This is a genomic window from Pigmentibacter ruber (genome assembly GCF_009792895.1).
GTDB lineage: Bacteria > Bdellovibrionota_B > Oligoflexia > Silvanigrellales > Silvanigrellaceae > Silvanigrella > Silvanigrella rubra.
In genome coordinates this window covers 493,271-510,552 of record NZ_WSSC01000002.1, presented here as the reverse complement: position 1 = coordinate 510,552, position 17,282 = coordinate 493,271, and the positions used below count along the sequence as shown (strand labels likewise).

16 protein-coding genes are annotated in these 17,282 nt (G+C 30.0%); 8 read left to right on the top strand and 8 right to left on the bottom strand.

All coding sequences use genetic code 11. The features are described 5' to 3' along the window. Nucleotides 1-77 precede the first annotated feature (77 nt). From GOY08_RS08650 to GOY08_RS08640, 3 genes are read left to right on the top strand one after another with little or no spacing between them, the layout of a single operon-like run. Nucleotides 78-1,127 (top strand): NAD-dependent epimerase/dehydratase family protein, encoded by a 1,050-nt coding sequence (locus tag GOY08_RS08650; protein ID WP_158998499.1) that lies wholly within the window; start codon nucleotides 78-80, stop codon nucleotides 1,125-1,127. Between the two features lie 12 nt (nucleotides 1,128-1,139). Further along, nucleotides 1,140-2,264, top strand: coding sequence for a lysophospholipid acyltransferase family protein (locus tag GOY08_RS08645; protein ID WP_158998498.1), 1,125 nt, complete (start codon nucleotides 1,140-1,142; stop codon nucleotides 2,262-2,264). Between the two features lie 9 nt (nucleotides 2,265-2,273). After that, entirely contained in the window at nucleotides 2,274-3,095 is an 822-nt protein-coding gene (locus GOY08_RS08640) for a ParA family protein (RefSeq protein WP_158998497.1), read from the top strand. A gap of 1 nt (nucleotide 3,096) precedes the next feature. Here GOY08_RS08640 and GOY08_RS08635 read toward each other — a convergent pair whose 3' ends face one another. Continuing rightward, nucleotides 3,097-3,771 carry a lipoprotein gene (locus GOY08_RS08635; RefSeq protein WP_158998496.1) on the bottom strand — a complete coding sequence of 225 codons (675 nt, stop codon included), beginning with the start codon at nucleotides 3,769-3,771 and terminating at the stop codon, nucleotides 3,097-3,099. Nucleotides 3,772-3,939: 168 nt separating this feature from the next. Further along, nucleotides 3,940-6,492 carry a CHASE domain-containing protein gene (locus GOY08_RS08630; protein ID WP_158998495.1) on the bottom strand — a complete coding sequence of 851 codons (2,553 nt, stop codon included), beginning with the start codon at nucleotides 6,490-6,492 and terminating at the stop codon, nucleotides 3,940-3,942. A gap of 114 nt (nucleotides 6,493-6,606) precedes the next feature. Here GOY08_RS08630 and GOY08_RS08625 point away from each other — a divergent pair, with 114 nt between their 5' ends. Further along, nucleotides 6,607-6,972 carry a hypothetical protein gene (locus tag GOY08_RS08625; RefSeq protein ID WP_158998494.1) on the top strand — a complete coding sequence of 122 codons (366 nt, stop codon included), beginning with the start codon at nucleotides 6,607-6,609 and terminating at the stop codon, nucleotides 6,970-6,972. 61 nt (nucleotides 6,973-7,033) lie between these two features. Here the strand turns inward: GOY08_RS08625 and GOY08_RS08620 are convergent, their stop codons facing one another. The 5 genes from GOY08_RS08620 to GOY08_RS08600 all read right to left on the bottom strand — a co-directional run bounded on the left by GOY08_RS08620 (nucleotide 7,034) and on the right by GOY08_RS08600 (nucleotide 11,732). Continuing rightward, nucleotides 7,034-7,747, bottom strand: coding sequence for an SIMPL domain-containing protein (locus GOY08_RS08620; RefSeq protein ID WP_158998493.1), 714 nt, complete (start codon nucleotides 7,745-7,747; stop codon nucleotides 7,034-7,036). Nucleotides 7,748-7,790: 43 nt separating this feature from the next. Continuing rightward, entirely contained in the window at nucleotides 7,791-8,456 is a 666-nt protein-coding gene (locus tag GOY08_RS08615) for a M24 family metallopeptidase (RefSeq protein WP_158998492.1), read from the bottom strand. Nucleotides 8,457-8,475: 19 nt separating this feature from the next. Further along, on the bottom strand, nucleotides 8,476-9,846 hold the full coding sequence (locus GOY08_RS08610) for a methyltransferase domain-containing protein (protein WP_158998491.1): 1,371 nt from the start codon (nucleotides 9,844-9,846) through the stop codon (nucleotides 8,476-8,478). A gap of 64 nt (nucleotides 9,847-9,910) precedes the next feature. Beyond that, nucleotides 9,911-10,885, bottom strand: coding sequence for a hypothetical protein (locus tag GOY08_RS08605; protein WP_158998490.1), 975 nt, complete (start codon nucleotides 10,883-10,885; stop codon nucleotides 9,911-9,913). A gap of 58 nt (nucleotides 10,886-10,943) precedes the next feature. Beyond that, a complete protein-coding gene (locus tag GOY08_RS08600; protein WP_158998489.1) occupies nucleotides 10,944-11,732 on the bottom strand; it encodes a hypothetical protein in 789 nt (262 codons plus the stop codon). 240 nt (nucleotides 11,733-11,972) lie between these two features. Here GOY08_RS08600 and GOY08_RS08595 point away from each other — a divergent pair, with 240 nt between their 5' ends. The 3 genes from GOY08_RS08595 (at nucleotide 11,973) to GOY08_RS08585 (ending at nucleotide 15,021) form a co-directional block, all read left to right on the top strand. Further along, nucleotides 11,973-12,818 carry a flagellin N-terminal helical domain-containing protein gene (locus GOY08_RS08595; protein WP_158998488.1) on the top strand — a complete coding sequence of 282 codons (846 nt, stop codon included), beginning with the start codon at nucleotides 11,973-11,975 and terminating at the stop codon, nucleotides 12,816-12,818. Nucleotides 12,819-12,826: 8 nt separating this feature from the next. Continuing rightward, on the top strand, nucleotides 12,827-13,510 hold the full coding sequence (locus GOY08_RS08590; RefSeq protein WP_158998487.1) for a hypothetical protein: 684 nt from the start codon (nucleotides 12,827-12,829) through the stop codon (nucleotides 13,508-13,510). A 158-nt stretch (nucleotides 13,511-13,668) separates the two neighbouring features. After that, nucleotides 13,669-15,021: an anaerobic C4-dicarboxylate transporter gene (locus tag GOY08_RS08585; protein WP_158998486.1), complete on the top strand. Its 1,353-nt coding sequence runs from the start codon at nucleotides 13,669-13,671 to the stop codon at nucleotides 15,019-15,021. Nucleotides 15,022-15,233: 212 nt separating this feature from the next. Here GOY08_RS08585 and GOY08_RS08580 read toward each other — a convergent pair whose 3' ends face one another. Further along, on the bottom strand, nucleotides 15,234-16,223 hold the full coding sequence (locus tag GOY08_RS08580) for a pyridoxal phosphate-dependent aminotransferase (RefSeq protein WP_158998485.1): 990 nt from the start codon (nucleotides 16,221-16,223) through the stop codon (nucleotides 15,234-15,236). 120 nt (nucleotides 16,224-16,343) lie between these two features. Between GOY08_RS08580 and GOY08_RS08575 the strand changes: the two genes are divergently transcribed. Next, nucleotides 16,344-17,279 (top strand): DUF1338 domain-containing protein, encoded by a 936-nt coding sequence (locus tag GOY08_RS08575; RefSeq protein WP_158998484.1) that lies wholly within the window; start codon nucleotides 16,344-16,346, stop codon nucleotides 17,277-17,279. Nucleotides 17,280-17,282 lie beyond the last annotated feature (3 nt).

Genomic DNA, 17,282 nt, shown 5'->3' with positions numbered 1-17,282 from the left:
AGCCTGAAGTGCTGCCCGAGAGTTTGTATATTTTAATTTAGATTTGGCTTCAACAAGAAAGAAACAGGCATAAACGTATGGAAAATTTACAGTCTCATGAAAGAATTGGTTTAACCGGTGCATCTAGCTTTTTAACAGGTTTGGTGTTAAAGCGTTTGGCTTCATTAGCAAGTATAAAAGAAATTCATATTTTTGATATAAAACCTCCTACTGTAACTTCAACAAAATTTATATTTCATAGAGTTGATTTAACCAAAGATGAGGCAAGTGAAAATATCGCTGCTGTTTTAATTGAAAATAAAGTAACTGCTTTTATACATGGTGCTCTTTTTTCTGGACCAACAAGAAGAAAATCATATCATCATGAAGTAGAGTCTATTGGAACATTTCACGTATTAAATGCAATGGCTGAAGCAAAAATAAAGAAACTTGTTGTGCATGGAGCTACTTTTGTTTACGGAGCTCATCCAAAAAATCCCAATTTTATTCATGAAGATTACTCACTAATATCTCAAGGTCCTCATTTTGTCAGAACTCGAGTAGATGTTGAAAATCAAATTCAAGACTTTATTCATAATTATCCAGATTGCGCTGTTACAATATTAAGATTTGCCCCAATATTAGGACCAAATTCAACAAATATTCGCGCGCGTTATTTTTTTGCTGGAATCATTCCAAAAGTTTTAGGGTACGATCCTCTTGTACAATTTATTCATGAAGATGATGCAGTAAGAGCTCAATTAGCAGCTTTATCTGCAAATATTTCAGGAGTTTTTAATATTGTTGGAAGAGGAGTTCTACCATTAAGCACAGGCGTGCATATGTCTGGTAAAATTCCTGTACCTTTTATTTCTCCTATGTGTCGCTCTTTTTTTGCAGCAGGCTATGCTTCGCGAATTTGGGAACTTCCAGCAGAAATTGTCCCATTTTTCCAATATATTTGTGTTGCAGATGGGAAAAAAGCTACCGATCAATTAGGATTTATTCCAAAATACTCCAGCAGGCAGGCATTAAAGTCAATGATTGAAGCAAATCGTTTAAGAAAAATAGGATTTTCTATGCCCTCTTCTTCATTAGGTGAAGATGTTGCTTATGCTACTTCGCAAGGCTTTCAACAAATTTTTTAAGGATAATAAAATATGGCTATGAATCTTAACGAAAAGCATCAACAACAAAATTCAAATGAAAATTTGCATCATTTTTCAAATCAAATTTTTAATATAAGAAAATTATTTGTTGATCAATTTAATAGAATTGAAAGAGATCTACAAAGTAAATTTAATAATAATCAAGAAAAATTTGCAACAAAAGAAGAACTTTATAATGTCCTTGGTAAAATGCAAGAATTTAGACATGAAATAGAAAAAATATTAACAATCCACGACGACCAAGGTAACAGTGAAAAACCTAAAGATGATTTAGTAAAAGGTTTAAATCCTTTCAATCTTAGAAAAAAATATCATGAATTATCTTTAAGTTTAAGAAGTGAAGAAGTAGATTCCTTTGGTTATGATCCTATTTTTGATCAATTTTTACGGCCGCTTCTTGATTTCTTTTATTTGCAATATTGGCGTGTAGAAACATATGGAATCTCTAATATTCCCGCTGAAGGTCCTGCTTTATTAGTAGGAAATCATTCTGGTGGTCTTCCATACGATGCAACCATGTTAAAAGTAGCCATTCAAAAAGAGCATCATATGCATCGTGAATTAAGATTTATGGTTGAAGATTTTCTATTTCATTTTCCTTTTCTTGGTTCTTTAATGAATAGATTTGGAGGAGTAAGAGCCAGCCAAGAAAATGCACAACAATTATTAGAAAATAATCATCCTGTAGTTGTCTTTCCAGAAGGCGTAAAAGGATTAGGAAAATTATATCGAGATAAGTATCATCTTGCACGTTTTGGACGTGGTGGATTTATTCGCTTATGCTTGAGAACCCGAGCTCCTTTAGTGCCAGTTGCATTTATCGGACCTGAAGAAATTCACCCAATGTTAGCCCGTGAAACAGTATTTTCACGCATGATTGGAGTTCCATATACGCCAATTACATGGACTTTCCCATGGTTGGGGCCGTTGGGTCTAATTCCGTTACCTAGTAAGTGGAGTATACATATTTTACCTCCAATTGATTTCAAAAATTTTGGCCCTGGTTCGGAAAAGGATCGTGTTTTAGTTTATAAAATGAGTAAAATGGTAAAGGAACAAATTCAAGATACAATAGTTGATAAATTAAAAAACAGGCGGAGTATCTGGTTTGGATAAGGGGATTTTATGTCACAAAAGATTAGAGTTATATATAATCAAAAAGGCGGTGTGGGTAAAACAACTATAGCAGTGAATTTAGCTGCATGCGCAGCTATGAATGGAAAAAGAACCTTACTCATAGATTCTGACCCACAAGGTAACGCTACTAGTTATATTTTGGGGCATAATAATCAACCAGAAAAAACACTTGCTGACTACTATGAAAGCTGCTTACATATTAATATTTTTAGACAGTCCCTATTTGATTATATCCTTCATAAAACAAATATTCCAAATCTCCATCTTATTGCTTGTAATAGAGAATTAGAAGAACTGAGAACAAAACTTGAAAATAAACATAAAATAATGAAATTAAAAGATGGATTAAAAAATAATACATACGACCACGTATATATTGATCCTCCTCCTGCTAATGACTTTTTTAGTTTGGCTTGTTTAATTGCTGCAACAGAAATTATTATTCCAATTGATTGCGATGCATTCAGTATTAAAGCAGCGCATGAAATTAAAAATACTATTGAAGAAGTGAAACAAGATCATAATCCTAATTTATTAATCCGAGGAATGATTGTGAATCAATTTCAAAAAGGAACAAAACATTCCGCAGGTATTCTGCATGATCTTAGAAAAGTGGGATTTGATATTATTGAACCTTTTATTCCAACAAGTATTAAAGTTAGAGAATCACATTCTGAAGTCAAGCCTATTGTTCTTGGACACCAAGATCATTTAGTCAGTCAAGCATTTATAAATATCTTTAGAAATATAGAAGGAATTAATACTAATAATGAGAAAAAGAAGCAATACGAATTAAATGCAAATATTTAAATTAATTTATTTCTAATAAAACTTTCACTTTTATTTTCTTCGAAAATTTATCATCTTTAGCAGCTAGGGCCATAACCTCAAATTCACCAAAATAAGTTCCAACAGATAAAGATTTGTTCTTTTCTTTATCAAATGAAATATAAAGTGCTGCTTGGTTTTCATTATAAAATGTTGCAAAATTATTTATAGAGGAATTAAAACCATATCCTAAATATCTTTGTGCAAATAAAAATACGTCATAAAATACTACATCATTTTTCTTCAATAGCTTAACTTTTAGTTCTGTCCCTATTTTTTCATGAAATATTTCATTTTGGTCAAGAAACATGCTTTTTGGGCCCACAGCAAATGGTTGAACTGGGAGCATAAAAGCAACAGGACCATCTTTAACTTCAGCACCAATATTAGTTGTAAAAAAATCTTGCGAATTATAGTTTTCAGCATTTTTTCGTACAATTAAACATTCGTTTGAATAAATTGTTTGCGAACAATCTTGTTCAGTTAAGTTATTTAGAAAACCATTGTATTGCTTAACATTTAAGGAGGACTCGCTTTGGGTTGGCTCCCCTGATTTAGAAGAAAAATGAATTTTTTTACCGCATCCCGAAATTACAAAAATGGCTAGTAGTGTGATTAAAAAATATATTTTATTCTTCATATGATTAAGTATTAGCATTATTAATGCCTCTAATTCAAATTAAATAACAAAAATTTAGTTTTCAAAATAGTAGAAATAATCTACTTTTCGCAATATTTTACAAAAATTTTCTTTACAAAATGATGAAGATATTATTAATTTTAATTTAATAATTAAAATTATCCTATATTATCAATATATTAAATCCTAATATGTCAATAATTTAAACCCTTGATTAATGGAATACATCACGTATTCTTTAGGAATTTGAAGCTCAAATCGTGAGCCCACATCTTTCGTAGAAATTATTCTGCATTTTATATTAAATTTTCCACAAGAACTCCTTACAGCATCTAAACCAATTCCCCGTCCACTTAGCTCAGAAATCTCTTCTTTAGTTGAAAAACCAGGTGCAAACAATAAATCAATAACTTCTTCTTCACTACATTGTTCAAAAGGCTTTATTATCAATTTTTTCTCAAAAGCCAGTTCATATACCTTTTTTGTATTTACACCTCTCCCATCATCAATTACTTGCAAAATGAAGAAATCATTATTTTCTATAAAACTCAACTCTAATGTACCAATCTCATTTTTACTTTTTTCTAATCTAGAACTACATTCTTCTATCCCATGATCCAATGCATTCCGTAAAGAATGAGTAAATGCTTCGGAAAGTGGAATACTAATTTTAGAAGCTAAATATAAATCCCAATCCGGAATTTTCAGATAAATTTTTTTTCCTAAATTTCCAGCAATTTCATGTAAAGTATCATTAAATGAAAAAAATAAATTTTTAAGACTAAAAAAGTTTTTCTTTCTAAAATCTTCCAGCCAACCTAATATATTTTCCTGTACGTTAGCTTTATTATGTAGAAGTTTTTCCAATAACTCTAAAGCATTTTTCTCTACGTTATTTCCAATATTCTTTTCATATAAATCTTTATATATTTCTCTGTAATTTTTATACAATAAATCTATGTTTACTAATTCTTGAGTATTTATTGTAAATTCATTTTTATCTTTATTAATTAGTGATATTCTTATAGGTTCCAAAATATCTTCTAATATATGAACTTTTTTTGCCAAAAGCTTTAATCCAACACTTCTAGCAGAGCCTTTTAAAGTATGCAGATCTCGAAGCATAATAGATGCTTCATTTTCTTTAATTAAAGCAGAATAACTCGTTAGAGATTCAACTCTAGGATCGTTTTCTTTATAAAAAGTTACTAAATTTTCTTGTTTTGAATAAATATTTTCCTTCAAAATTGTTTCTTTTAAAGAATTCTCTTCATCTTTCGCCGCTAATGAAGCCCGTAAAGCTAATATTTCTGTAATATCAGATATGACAAAAATAATTTTTTGAATTTGATCATTAAAAAAAATAGGAGAATATTTTAAAGACAAAGTTTTAGTTTTTCCTTTAACTTTAATACTAACCAACTTTAACAAATCGCTAGAAGATAAACTCCATTGAAAATCATCCGCATATTTAAGAACCCCCAGAGTAAATAAATGTCTTGAGCTTTCTTCATTATGTTTATCAAGTTGAGAAAACAATACATCTTTTATATCTTTTTGATATAAATCGTCCAATTCTAAAATTTTTAATGCCGCAGGAGAATAAGTTCTTCCAACAATCAAATCTGGAGACACAGTTAAAACACCGTCTTCAAGATTATCTAGAATTTCTTTTATCTCTGAATGTGCTAAGGCAAGCTCTTTTGTTCTTTCTTTAACTCGTTCCTCAAGAAATTGATTAGCATCTTCCAATTTATAATTACTTACTTCTAATTTTTGGTACGTTATTATTAAATAAACTGCTAATAAGTATAATATCACACATCCTACTAGAGTAATAAGAATAATACCAAAATTAATTCTATCTAAAGTCAAAAATCTATAAAACTTTAATCCAAATTTTTGCCCAAATTTATCTACATAATATTCATTATATAATGTAGATAAAACCCACTTATTTTGAACATCTTTATCAATTCTTCTAAAAATATCTTTTTCAATCTTTTCTCCACTCAATATTGTTGTAAGGGTAATTTCAACTTCTTTGCTCCATTGCTCATCACCTAGTAATTGTGTTAAATCAGCAGTTACCCCAATTATGCCCCGTAATTCATTTTTATTTTCATTTGAATATATAGGAATAAATAATTCAACTGCAACATTTCCATTTTCAAGAAGAAAAGTTTTAGATGCTTGAATTGTTTTATTTTTAATTACATAATCAAGGGTATCCTTTTTTGTTTTATCAGAATAAATATCCCATCCAAAATATGTAGATTTAACTGCATTTGAATTTACAAAAAGAATTGGCAAATAAAATTCATGAATTTCTGAAGATTTTAATTTTGAATTTTCATCTTCTCCACCTTCTAAAATTTTATTTCCTATCTCCATTCTTTTTATTTTTTTTTCAAAATCTTCTCTCTTATTTTTTTGCACATAATCATAATAATTTACATATATTAAAAATAAATTTTTCTTCATTATTTCAGATGAAAAATTACCAAATTTAAATTGATTCATATTTTGATCAAGATATGAAAAAGCATAAAATGCAGTGGACACATCTTCCATTGCTTTTATACCTTGATTAAAACTTTGCTTAATTCTTATAGTATCAGTTTGAAAGACACTTTCTGATACACTTATTGTATATTTCCAAGCTCCAAGTAATATTATAGTAACAATGCAACTAAGAATTGCTAAAGAAGTGTATTTAATTTTTTTTAATTTATTCATGCTACCTCCTAGTTACACATCTTAATATTAATTAATTATGCATTAGTATTCATGTTTACTTTTTGACATTTTGAAATTGCTACTTGGCATATAATATTAAAAAAGGAGACTTAAATGGAAATAACAAAAAAAATGATTATAAATTCTGCAATCCTTGCAATTTCAACAAATGCCACTTTAATCAATGCAAATGCAGCTCCCCCTAAAAAAGGAGACTCACATGTGGAATGCTTTGGAATAAATAGCTGCAAAGGTACAAATGGTTGTAGCGTAAATGAAGAACAAATCAAACTTGCAAATCAAAATTATAAGAATAAGTATCCTAAAAGCACTAAGATTGATTGTTCAGGTATGTCTAATTGTAGCGCCAAAAACGGTTTTCTTGCTTGGATAAATAAGAATAGTGAAAAAGAATGCTTTACCCTTGGAGGATTTATTTTTACTAAAAGTAATAATTCTCTAAGTATTAAAGATAAATAGAATATTTTTTATTTCTGTTATTTAAAAAACAAACCTAAACACACTTGTTTAGTATAAAAAATTAATTTATAAAAAATTCAACAGACGTTACAACCCTAATTTTTTTCATAATTTCAGATTCTCCACCATATGTTTCATTATTATTTGCAGTAGCTGCGCTTATACTAAAACTTCCTTGCGTAGCTTGGCGAATTTTTCCAACACTACTATTAGAGTTTTTAGCAAATATTTCAGCAGCTTCTCTTGCATTTGCAGTGGCATTACGGAGCATTTCTGGTTTGACAGAGAGCAAGTCTTTAAAAGAATATTGGATAAAGTTTCTATTTATCAAAATACCAGTTTCAATTAATGCTGTAATATTTTGCCCTGACTTTTCTAGTAAATCAACATTTTTAGTTGCAACATTTATTCCAGATTGAGCAGTATAATGTGGCACATTTTGCGCATTATTACCATATAAATTTGCTTTATTATCATTCAAATTAACAGTTTCTATTTTTATTTCTTCTTGTTTAAATCCTTGCGCAATTAAAAAATCTTTAATTTTATTTTGCGCATTAGTTGTTTCTGTATATATTTTTTTTAAGTCATCATTAGATACAGAAAATTGGATATTCCAAGTACCAAAGTCTGCTTTAACAATCTTTTCATCCAGACCTTTTACTTCAACATATCTATCAAAATTTTTAAAATTACTTATAGAAAGACTTAATAAAATACCAGAAATTAATATACCTAATCCAATTGAAAGAGAGGAAACTAAAGAACGAAACATTTTTTCTCCTATTTGTTAAGATACCAGAACACTATAAAAATAATTAGTGGAGAATATCTTCATAAAAAGCACCAAATTTTAAATCTTTACTACATATATGAATTTCAAGTACCCAGCGTTCACCAGCTGGATTGAAATCTAAATCAAAAAGTTTTTCACTTGTATAAAGTTTATGAGAAAACTCTGATAATCTATGCCCCTTCACATATGCTGGATTTAATAGATAATCAGCTTCTATTACTATTTTTTGAGCATAGTCATGAAGTTCTTTTCCTGTTACTTTCTGTAACCGCCAAAAATCTTGAACTTTATCAAAAATATTTTTTACATCTTGAGTTATTTTTTTTTGCTCATCTGTAACATCACCAACTATGAATGTTTTACCACAATCTCCTTCAATATTTTCCCAAATGGGCCCAATATCAATAAAAAAAATATCATCTATCTTAAGAACACTATTTTCAAGATAGGGATCATTAAAACTATAAATTGTATTGCAACCAAAGCGAATATGCGTTTGATGCCAAAACTTTTTAACTCCCTGCTGGGCTAAATATTGGTTTGCCATTTTAATAGCTTCTTTTTCACTCATACCGGGTTTTATCAAAGAGGCTATTTTATTAATTGCTTGCCATGTTTTATCGCGCGTTCGAGTCATCATAGGCTCAATTGCTTCTGGAGATATTTTTTCAATAAGTTCTTTAGACATATTAAACTCTAAATGATATTTATTTTTTTTGAATTACACATAAAGATAAAACTTTATCTGTTCCTGGAAAAGTATCATAAGGCTCTATAAAAACAATTTTATAACCAACTTCATCAACTTCTTTGCCTATTTTAACAATGTCATTTGCAATTGAAGCTAAGCAAAGTATAGTTTTAGGTTCTAAATCTACAATCTTTTTTAATGAAAAAAAGTTTAATCTTTCTTCTCTTGAATTTAATACAATTACATCACAAGTTGTTAATATTTTTGCAGCAATTAATTCATCTAATTTATCAGATATTTTACCATGATAAAACCCTATATTTTTAATAGAATTTAAACGTGCATTTTTGTTTGCATCTTGTAATGCGGTTTCAGATGAATCAATAGCAATTACATTTCTTGCAGATGAAGCAAATAAACAAGAAAGCTCCCCTGCTCCACAATTTAATTCTAGAACAGTCTCTCTACCAGATAGATCTGATAATTCTATTATTCTGTTGAATATTTTATTATACATTCTTGGATTAGGAGGCAAGTAAGTTGATGATGAATATTTTATATTTACTTCACTATATTGCTCTTCTATTTCATCCTGTCCTACTAATTTTGTAACTTTAAAATTAGCATTATCTTCCCCATGCATTGGTTGTATAATTTGGACGAAAACTCCTTGAATATTCATTATTTTTTCTGCTAATTCGCGCGCTAAAGGTTTTAATATTTGACTCTCATCTTTTGTTATGTTGATAATAACTTGTGCTTGTCTAGTAGAATGAGTTGTTCTAACAACTATACTATGTATTAATCCTGATCTGTTTTTTGGTGTATATATTGATAAATTATGCAGACGTATTCCAGTTCTAAAAAAAGCAGCAATATCATTTGTAAGTGAAGTTTGCACAGGACAGCGGCCAATATCTACAACTGAATTTATAGACTGATTATACAAACCAACATCAATCCAACGTTTTGGCGAAACAGGATCACTGCTAAAATGTTCAGATACTATAAGCTTTATTTGATGTCTATAACCAAAGCGATCTTCTGAGGCAACGCAATCTTTAATTATTATTTTTTGTAATAAAGAATTTTCTGAATGAATTTTTTGCTTTAAATCATTCGTTTTTTGCAGTAATTGCGTTTTATATGGTAAATCAAGATTAGGACAATAATTGCACTTTTCAATTATTTTACAAGGTTGTTCATGAAGAACTCTTTCAGAAACTCCCTCTTTTGTAGTCATCATTCTGATATTCAGTGGTTGAGTTCTTGCAGGCTTCCATGTCAAGGAAGAGGTTTTTCCTTTTTTCTGGAAACTAGAATCAGATTTTTTTTGCCCTCTCTCGAAAGAACGAGAAAAATTACGCTTAGGATTGAATTCATTCATTATCAACACACCATATTAAAATTTTCAAACAACTATACAAAAAGAAATGAATAATAATAACTTATTAGCTAGGTGAGCTTGCTTGTGCAGAAGAATCCTTAATTTCTATACCGCTAATCACCTTCACACTCTCAGGCATTATTGCATTCCAAGCTTCAGCTAATAGCCTATCTGCCAGAACTTCGCCAGAGGAAACTGAAGGGGTAGGTATATTTTTTTGCTTTAAAACCCATTGCGAAACAGAAGAAATTCCTTCTTGATAAGAATTCACCTTCGCATCTGACAACTCTCGCATTTGGCGCATAAGTTTGTACATTTTCCGAGCAGTGATTGCCCTGTCATGCCATTTTATAATGAAAGAAGGATCTAAGGGCTTTCCATCATTTGTTTTAGCAGCTTCAAGCCATTGTGATAAATCGCTCTCAGCTAATTTTAATTTTTCTTGTAAAGAATTAATTTTAGCTTGTTGAGTTTTCTTCTGTTTTTCTATTTCATTAAGTTTGTTTTTTAAAGACGTATTTTCTTCTTTGAACTGAGAAATTTCTAACATCTTTTTTTCAAAATCAACTAATGGGACATTATTTCTTTGATTATTTAATGCCTCTTTTAATTGAAAGTCTAATTCTTTTAATTGAGTAATGAAACGACTATTTTCTTCTGTTAATGAAAATAGTCTATTTTTACTAGCTATTTCCTCTTCTTTTAAGGCTTTTTCTTTTACTTTAATTTCTTCTTTTGCTTTTTTAATATCATCTTTTAATTTAGAATTTTCTTTTCTTAATTGCAATAGTTCTTGGGATACTTGTTGATTAATATTATTTTCATTTTGTAATTTTTGCGAGGAAGTTTTTTCTTTTCTTTCAGGCGATAAGAAAACTTTTTTTTCTCCTTGTGATAATATACTATTTTCCAAGACAACAATTTTACTCTGTAACTGTTTGTTACTTAAAGTTAGTTTTTGTTTTGAAAGAATAAGCCATGCACATACTAAAAGTGAAATGCCTGAAAATAAAAAAGCAGTTATTGTAACAAAATCCATAAATTGGTTTCCATGAGTTGGTTAGAAACTCAAGCCCTAAATACAGCTTTTTAGGCTATTAATTTCTATACATCAGAAAATCTTTTAACCGAATGTTGATCAAAGTACGACTCATCCAAAACAAAGCCATCAACTGTTCAACCGTATCTCTTGCTGGATCACATTGGCTAAAAGCAATTTGTAGCAAATACGACGGCATAAGCAAGAAAATAGCCAGAGTGTTTCCTAAACTTGGATTTTTAGGATTTGACAATTGATTTTTCAAAGACTCCTTTTGTAAAAGGACTTGCGCAAGTTCTTTTGCCAAATAAAAACGAAGAGCAGTCCCCATTTTTTCTCCTTTTGGCCAAGAAATTTGTATTTTTCCATTTTCTTCTTTAGTTAAAACAAAATCTTTTTGATTTTCTTGTGTTTTAAATTCAATATGAGATAAAGTATTTCCAAATTCTTGTACAAAAATAGGCAACGCTTTTACATTTGCATTCTCTATGACGCTATTAGCTTCACTGATAAGCAAATCTCTGTCCTCTTTTAGGCAATTAAAATCTCCATATCCTTGGTATTCTATTAGTGCATCAAGCAAGACATTTTTTCCGAGTGAAATATCAATTAAGTTGCGAGGATCAATTTCTAATGCTTTCGCCAATTGATTTAAGTTTTGAATAGATTTTATATTTTTTCGACCATACTTCCAATGTGTACAATCAGCAGGATCAAAACCTAGCAAGGCTCCAACATCTTGGTCAGTTATTTTTTCTGTAGTATTTTTTCTGATATTCAAAACCTCTTTACAAAACTTAAAAAGTTCTGCGCTATGTGGAAAACGATTATTTTCAATATTAATCATGTTTTCTGTCCTTTTTAAAAATCTAAAACAAATATTGAATGAAGTTACCTTCTTGAATTGTAACACAAAAAAAATACATTCCTAATAATTAAGAAAAACAAACAATGCTTTTAATACCTACAACGGAATTGACACAAATCGCTTCCAAATTAAGCATTATTTGATAGCGTAAAAAAGAGACCCATTTTACCAATGTAATTCTTTAAGAATCCAAATCTCGTTTTTTGAATGGAGACCGCAATGGGCTACAGGATAATGACCAACGTCACATCGATAACGAATCAACGGCATATGCGTAACACGCGCAAAATGCTTGATCAAAGTTTGGAACGATTGGCGTCTGGTTACCGAATTAACAAAGCTGCTGATGATGCCGCTGGATTAGCCATTAGTGAAAAGTTACGCTCAAAAATTAGAGGATTACAACAAGCTCAACGAAATGCAAACGATGGAATTAGTCTGATTCAAACTGCCGAAGGTGGAATGAATGAAATTCAAAATATGCTGATCCGTATGCGTGAACTTGGTGTCCAAGCAGCCTCTGATACGATTGGCCCAAAAGAAAGAGTTTATCTTGATATTGAATACCAAGCTTTAAAAGACGAAATTGACAGAATTGCTTATGCAACTGAATTTAATGGTACGCAATTACTTGATGGAACAGGTGGTATTCTTGAAATCCAGATCAATACTGGTGGAGACAATATACTCGGGGTTGATCGTCTAGAATATAATTCTTTCAAAGCAGATGTAAAAACAAATAGATTAGGTGTATCTGAGCTTGCCCTAGATACAAAGGCTGGAGCACAGCATTCATTAACTGCCATTGAAGGCGCTATTGATTATGTAAGTGCTATTCGTGCTGATTTAGGAGCTCTCCAAAATAGACTAGGTTCTACAATTAATAATATAGGCACCACTGTAGAAAATTTAAGTGCTGCCAACAGTCGTATTAAAGACGTTGATATAGCTGATGAAAGTTCAGAATTAACTCGTAATCAAATTTTACTTCAATCCGGTACAAGTGTATTACAACAAGCAAATACTACTTCAAAAATGGCATTACAACTTTTAGAAGGAAGATAAAATAAACTATGACTGATAATTTTAAAATCTCCCATGAGAATTATGTTTCTATCGTAAAAGATCTCGTTAAAATTACAGATACTATTTTAAAAAATGTTGTGACAAAAACGGAACAAGCTGCTCTTGAAATAGGGAATAAAATTCAATCTGTATCTTCTCTTTCTTCAGACCAAGCAAAAACAGTAAAAAGTCTGATAACAAGTATGTATCAAGAAGGAACAGATGAACATTCTGAAGTTGAAAAAATTGCTGCAGAAGCTAATAATATGGCAAATGAAATTTTTGAAAGCGCTGCGGCTGGTGATATAGATAAAGCTAAATCAATTGGAAATAGTGATAGATATAAAGAACTAGGAAGTAAAACAACAAATTTATCAAAGCAATTAGAAAAACTTTCTGAATCAGATAAAGAACTTGCAAATATGATTGCTCCAGTAATCATGGCTTTACAATTTCAAGACAGTGTAAGACAAAGTTTAGAAAATATTATTAAATGTTTTCAAGAATTCAGCAATCGTTCTCAAGAAATTTCTCAGCAAAAATTATCAGGTGAAATTGAAAAAGATTTTTGGAGCACAATGGAAAGTAAGTTTACGACAACAGATGAAAGAAATATTGTTAGAAAAACTGTGTATGGTGAAAAAGCTGAATTAATTGTTGATACACCTAAAAATGATCCATTTTTATTTTAAATAATTAATTTAAATAATAAAAATAAATGATTAATATCAATTAAAGTATTTAAATAATGACAATATCTTTTTTTGCGCAAAACTAATTTTAATTATAGAATAAAATTGGTGAGAAAGACTTCTCATCCTTAGTTATTTTATATTTGGAGTTAAGCCAAATGCTTATTGTATTAGAGTTTCTTGTAATTTTAGGCTGCCTTCTTCTTGGTACAAGATACGGTGGTATGGGATTGGGTGTTATTAGCGGAATTGGTTTACTAATTTTGACTTTTATGTTTGGTTTAAAACCAGGCTCTCCTCCTGTTGGTGTTATTTTAACTATTATGGCAGTTATTTCTTGTGCTTCAGTCTTGCAAAGCGCTAAGGGCTTGCAAGTTATGATGCGTTATGCTGAAAAATTATTAAGAAAAAAACCAAACTACATTACCATTCTTGCACCACTAACTACCTGGACACTCACTGTCCTTTGTGGAACAGGGCATGTTGTTTATACAATGTTTCCAATTATTTATGATATTGCAATAAAGAAAAATATTCGTCCTGAAAGACCAATGGCTGTCGCTTCTGTAGCATCTCAAATTGGGATATGTGCTTCACCAATGTCGGTTGCTGTTGTTTCTTTAGTATCAATTCTTGCTTCATCTCATGGTGTTGGAAAATATATCAGCATGATTGATATTTTGAAGGTAGCTATTCCTGCATCCTTTGTAGGTGTTTTAATGGCTGGTCTTTGGAGCCTCCGGCGGGGGAAAGATTTAAAAGATGACCCTGAATTTCAAGAAAAATTAAAAGATCCTGAAACAAAAAAATATATCTATGGCGATTCTGAAAGTACTTTATTAAATGAAAAATTACCTAAAGAAGCTTATATTGCAACATTTATCTTTCTTTTAACAACTGCTGTTGTGGTATTTTTTGGAGCATTTGAAAACTTTCGTCCGCATGTTATGGATCATGGAAAAAGTATTCCTTTATCTATGAATTTATTAATTCAAATACTAATGCTTGTTGCTGGTGCACTTATTTTAATGATTTGTAAAGTTGTACCCAGAGATATCCCAAACGGCGCTATTTTTAAAGCTGGTATGACAGCAATTATTAGTGTTTTTGGAGTTGCTTGGATGGCAGACACATTTTTTGAATCCCATTTTGCTCTCTTAAAACAATTTTTAGAAAGTGTTGTAGCAACTAAACCTTGGACTTATGCAATTGCATTATTTTTGGTTTCTAAATTAGTAAACAGTCAGGCAGCGGCAATCGCATCTATTGCACCTATGGGTATAAGTCTGGGAGTTGATCCTAAAATTATTGTCGCATTTCTTCCAGCTGCATATGGTTACTTTATTTTACCAACATACCCTAGTGACTTAGCATGTATTGGCTTTGATCGTTCAGGAACTACTCATATTGGAAAATTCATTATTAATCATAGTTTTATAGTACCAGGTTTAATTGGTGTTGGTACTAGTTGCTTTTTAGGATATTTTCTAGCTCAACTAGCATTTCCATAAAGTTTCTTTATGGAAAATAACTTTCAAAAAACTTTTCAAAAGGTGTATTTTGAAAGTTAAAGTTTATTTTCCCTTTTTGCATTTCTCTTAAAACATAAAAGTGACAAAAAAAAGAACAGATACTCATAAAATAATCTTTCAAAATTGAAAATAATTTAACAAGTTCTGTAATTTAATTTAAATTACAATATAGTCAAATAAAATATTAAGCTTCATTTAAAGCAATCAAGATAAATTTCAATTTTTTCATAAATTTCAGTTGGTCCTAAACCAAAACGTAAATAGGATTTTCCATTATGCTGAAAATATTTTGGCTTAACTCCAGATAACTGCTCAGCTTCATGAAATATATTTTGATTTATTTTATTTTCCAAAATTTCTATCAAAATAAACGGAGCAGAAGAATGAAAAATATTTAAGTATTTAAAAGATTTTTGAGCAAACTTTTCCGCATAAGTTAACATCTCCTTTCTATTGCTTAAATACCATTCTTTAATTTCTAATGCATTTAAACAAGCTCTTACATTATGTCGCTGAATCCCTAATTTGAGTTTAAATGCATGCGGTACAGTTCCTATTGCATAACCCACCCTTAAGCCAGGCATACCAAAAAGTTTTGAAAAGCTCCCAATAGAAATAACATTATATAAGTTATAAAATGATTGATATTGCTTAGAAAAAAGATCTGAATAAACAAGATCAAGAATAAAAATATGTTGAGGAAAACTTGCAATTAATTCTAACAAATTTTCAATTGAAGCATGATAACCGGTAGGATTATTCGGGATGGTTAATAAAACCACTGCTTTAGATAGATTTTTTAATTCTTCAATAAAAATATGTTGATTAACTTCTATATCTTTATGAGTAAAGGAATTTGGAATTTTAATTTTTTGATAGCCTAAACTATTAATGATAAACTCATAATTGTTCCAAGAAAAATCTTCCATGATAATTGTTTGATGATCTTTTCTCAGCCAAGTCAATATTTTTATCAGAGCGTCTTCAGCTCCATGAAATAATGTAATTTGCTCTAGATTTGTTAAATTAGAATTATTAGCAATTTCTTTAAGCAAATAGTCTTGTTCCTGCAAAGAAGCATAACAAGATATATCTAAAATGTTAAAATTAGAAAAAATTTCAATAATTTTTGGATGATGCTGAAAAAAGTATTCATTTCTGTCTAGATGAATGAGTGACAAATTTCTCTTCCTTCTGTAGTAAAAAAACACAATTAAACTAGAAAATTAAATTTTCTTCAGTTAAGTTTCAAATATAACTTTTTTGATACATTCATTCTAAATCCATAAAGGCTAAGAATTATGCTGAAAGTTCAAAGTACAATAACAGAAAAAGTGATCAAACAATTATGGAGTATCTATAAATCAAAGGTAGGTCAAGTTAAAATAATTGAGCAGGCTATTCGAAAAAAAGGAGATACCTGGAGTGAAGATCATATCGCATTCAGAACATTACCAGGAAAAAATTGCAATTTAAAAGTCATAGCCGGTATTTTCGAAATGCTAGGATATACGCATTCAGGAAACTATGATTTTCCTGAAAAAAAACTTAAAGCTATTTCGATGAATCCCCCTGTTAAAAATAATGCCCATAGTTCTAAAGTGTTTCCTAAAGTTTTTATTAGTGAACTTATTTTAGATTCCTTTTCAAAACCATTTAAAGAATGTGTCCTTAAATATACAAATGACGTAACAGATTCACCCATTGAAAAATTAAAAATCCAGCTTAGTCAGTTAAAAGCGGATAATAAAAAAATAACTCAATTTGCCAATGAGATTGCTTTATTTTTGGGCTCAGGTGCTATGTGGCGCGTTCCCAGATATCAAGATTATGAATTACTCAGGATAGAAAGTGAATATGCCGCCTGGACACTGGTATTTGGTAATACACCCAACCATTTTACAGTTAGCGTGCACATAATGGAAACTTTTAAAAATCTCCAACAATTTAATGACTACATCCAAAAAAAATTAAAAATTGAAATGAACAAATCAGGCGGTAGTATTATTAAAGGTTCCAAAGCAGTAAGATTAGAACAAAGTGCAACTTTGGCAGAAGAAAATGTGGTTCGTTTTCAAGATGGATTTTACAAAATTCCTTATGCTTTTGTTGAATTTGCTTTTCGACATCCGCTACCTGGAAAGAAACATGATGAAATTTGGGAAAGTTATTATCAAGGTTTTGTCACAGATAACGCCGATAAAATATTTGAATCTACTAATAAACGGACTGGTTAAAGA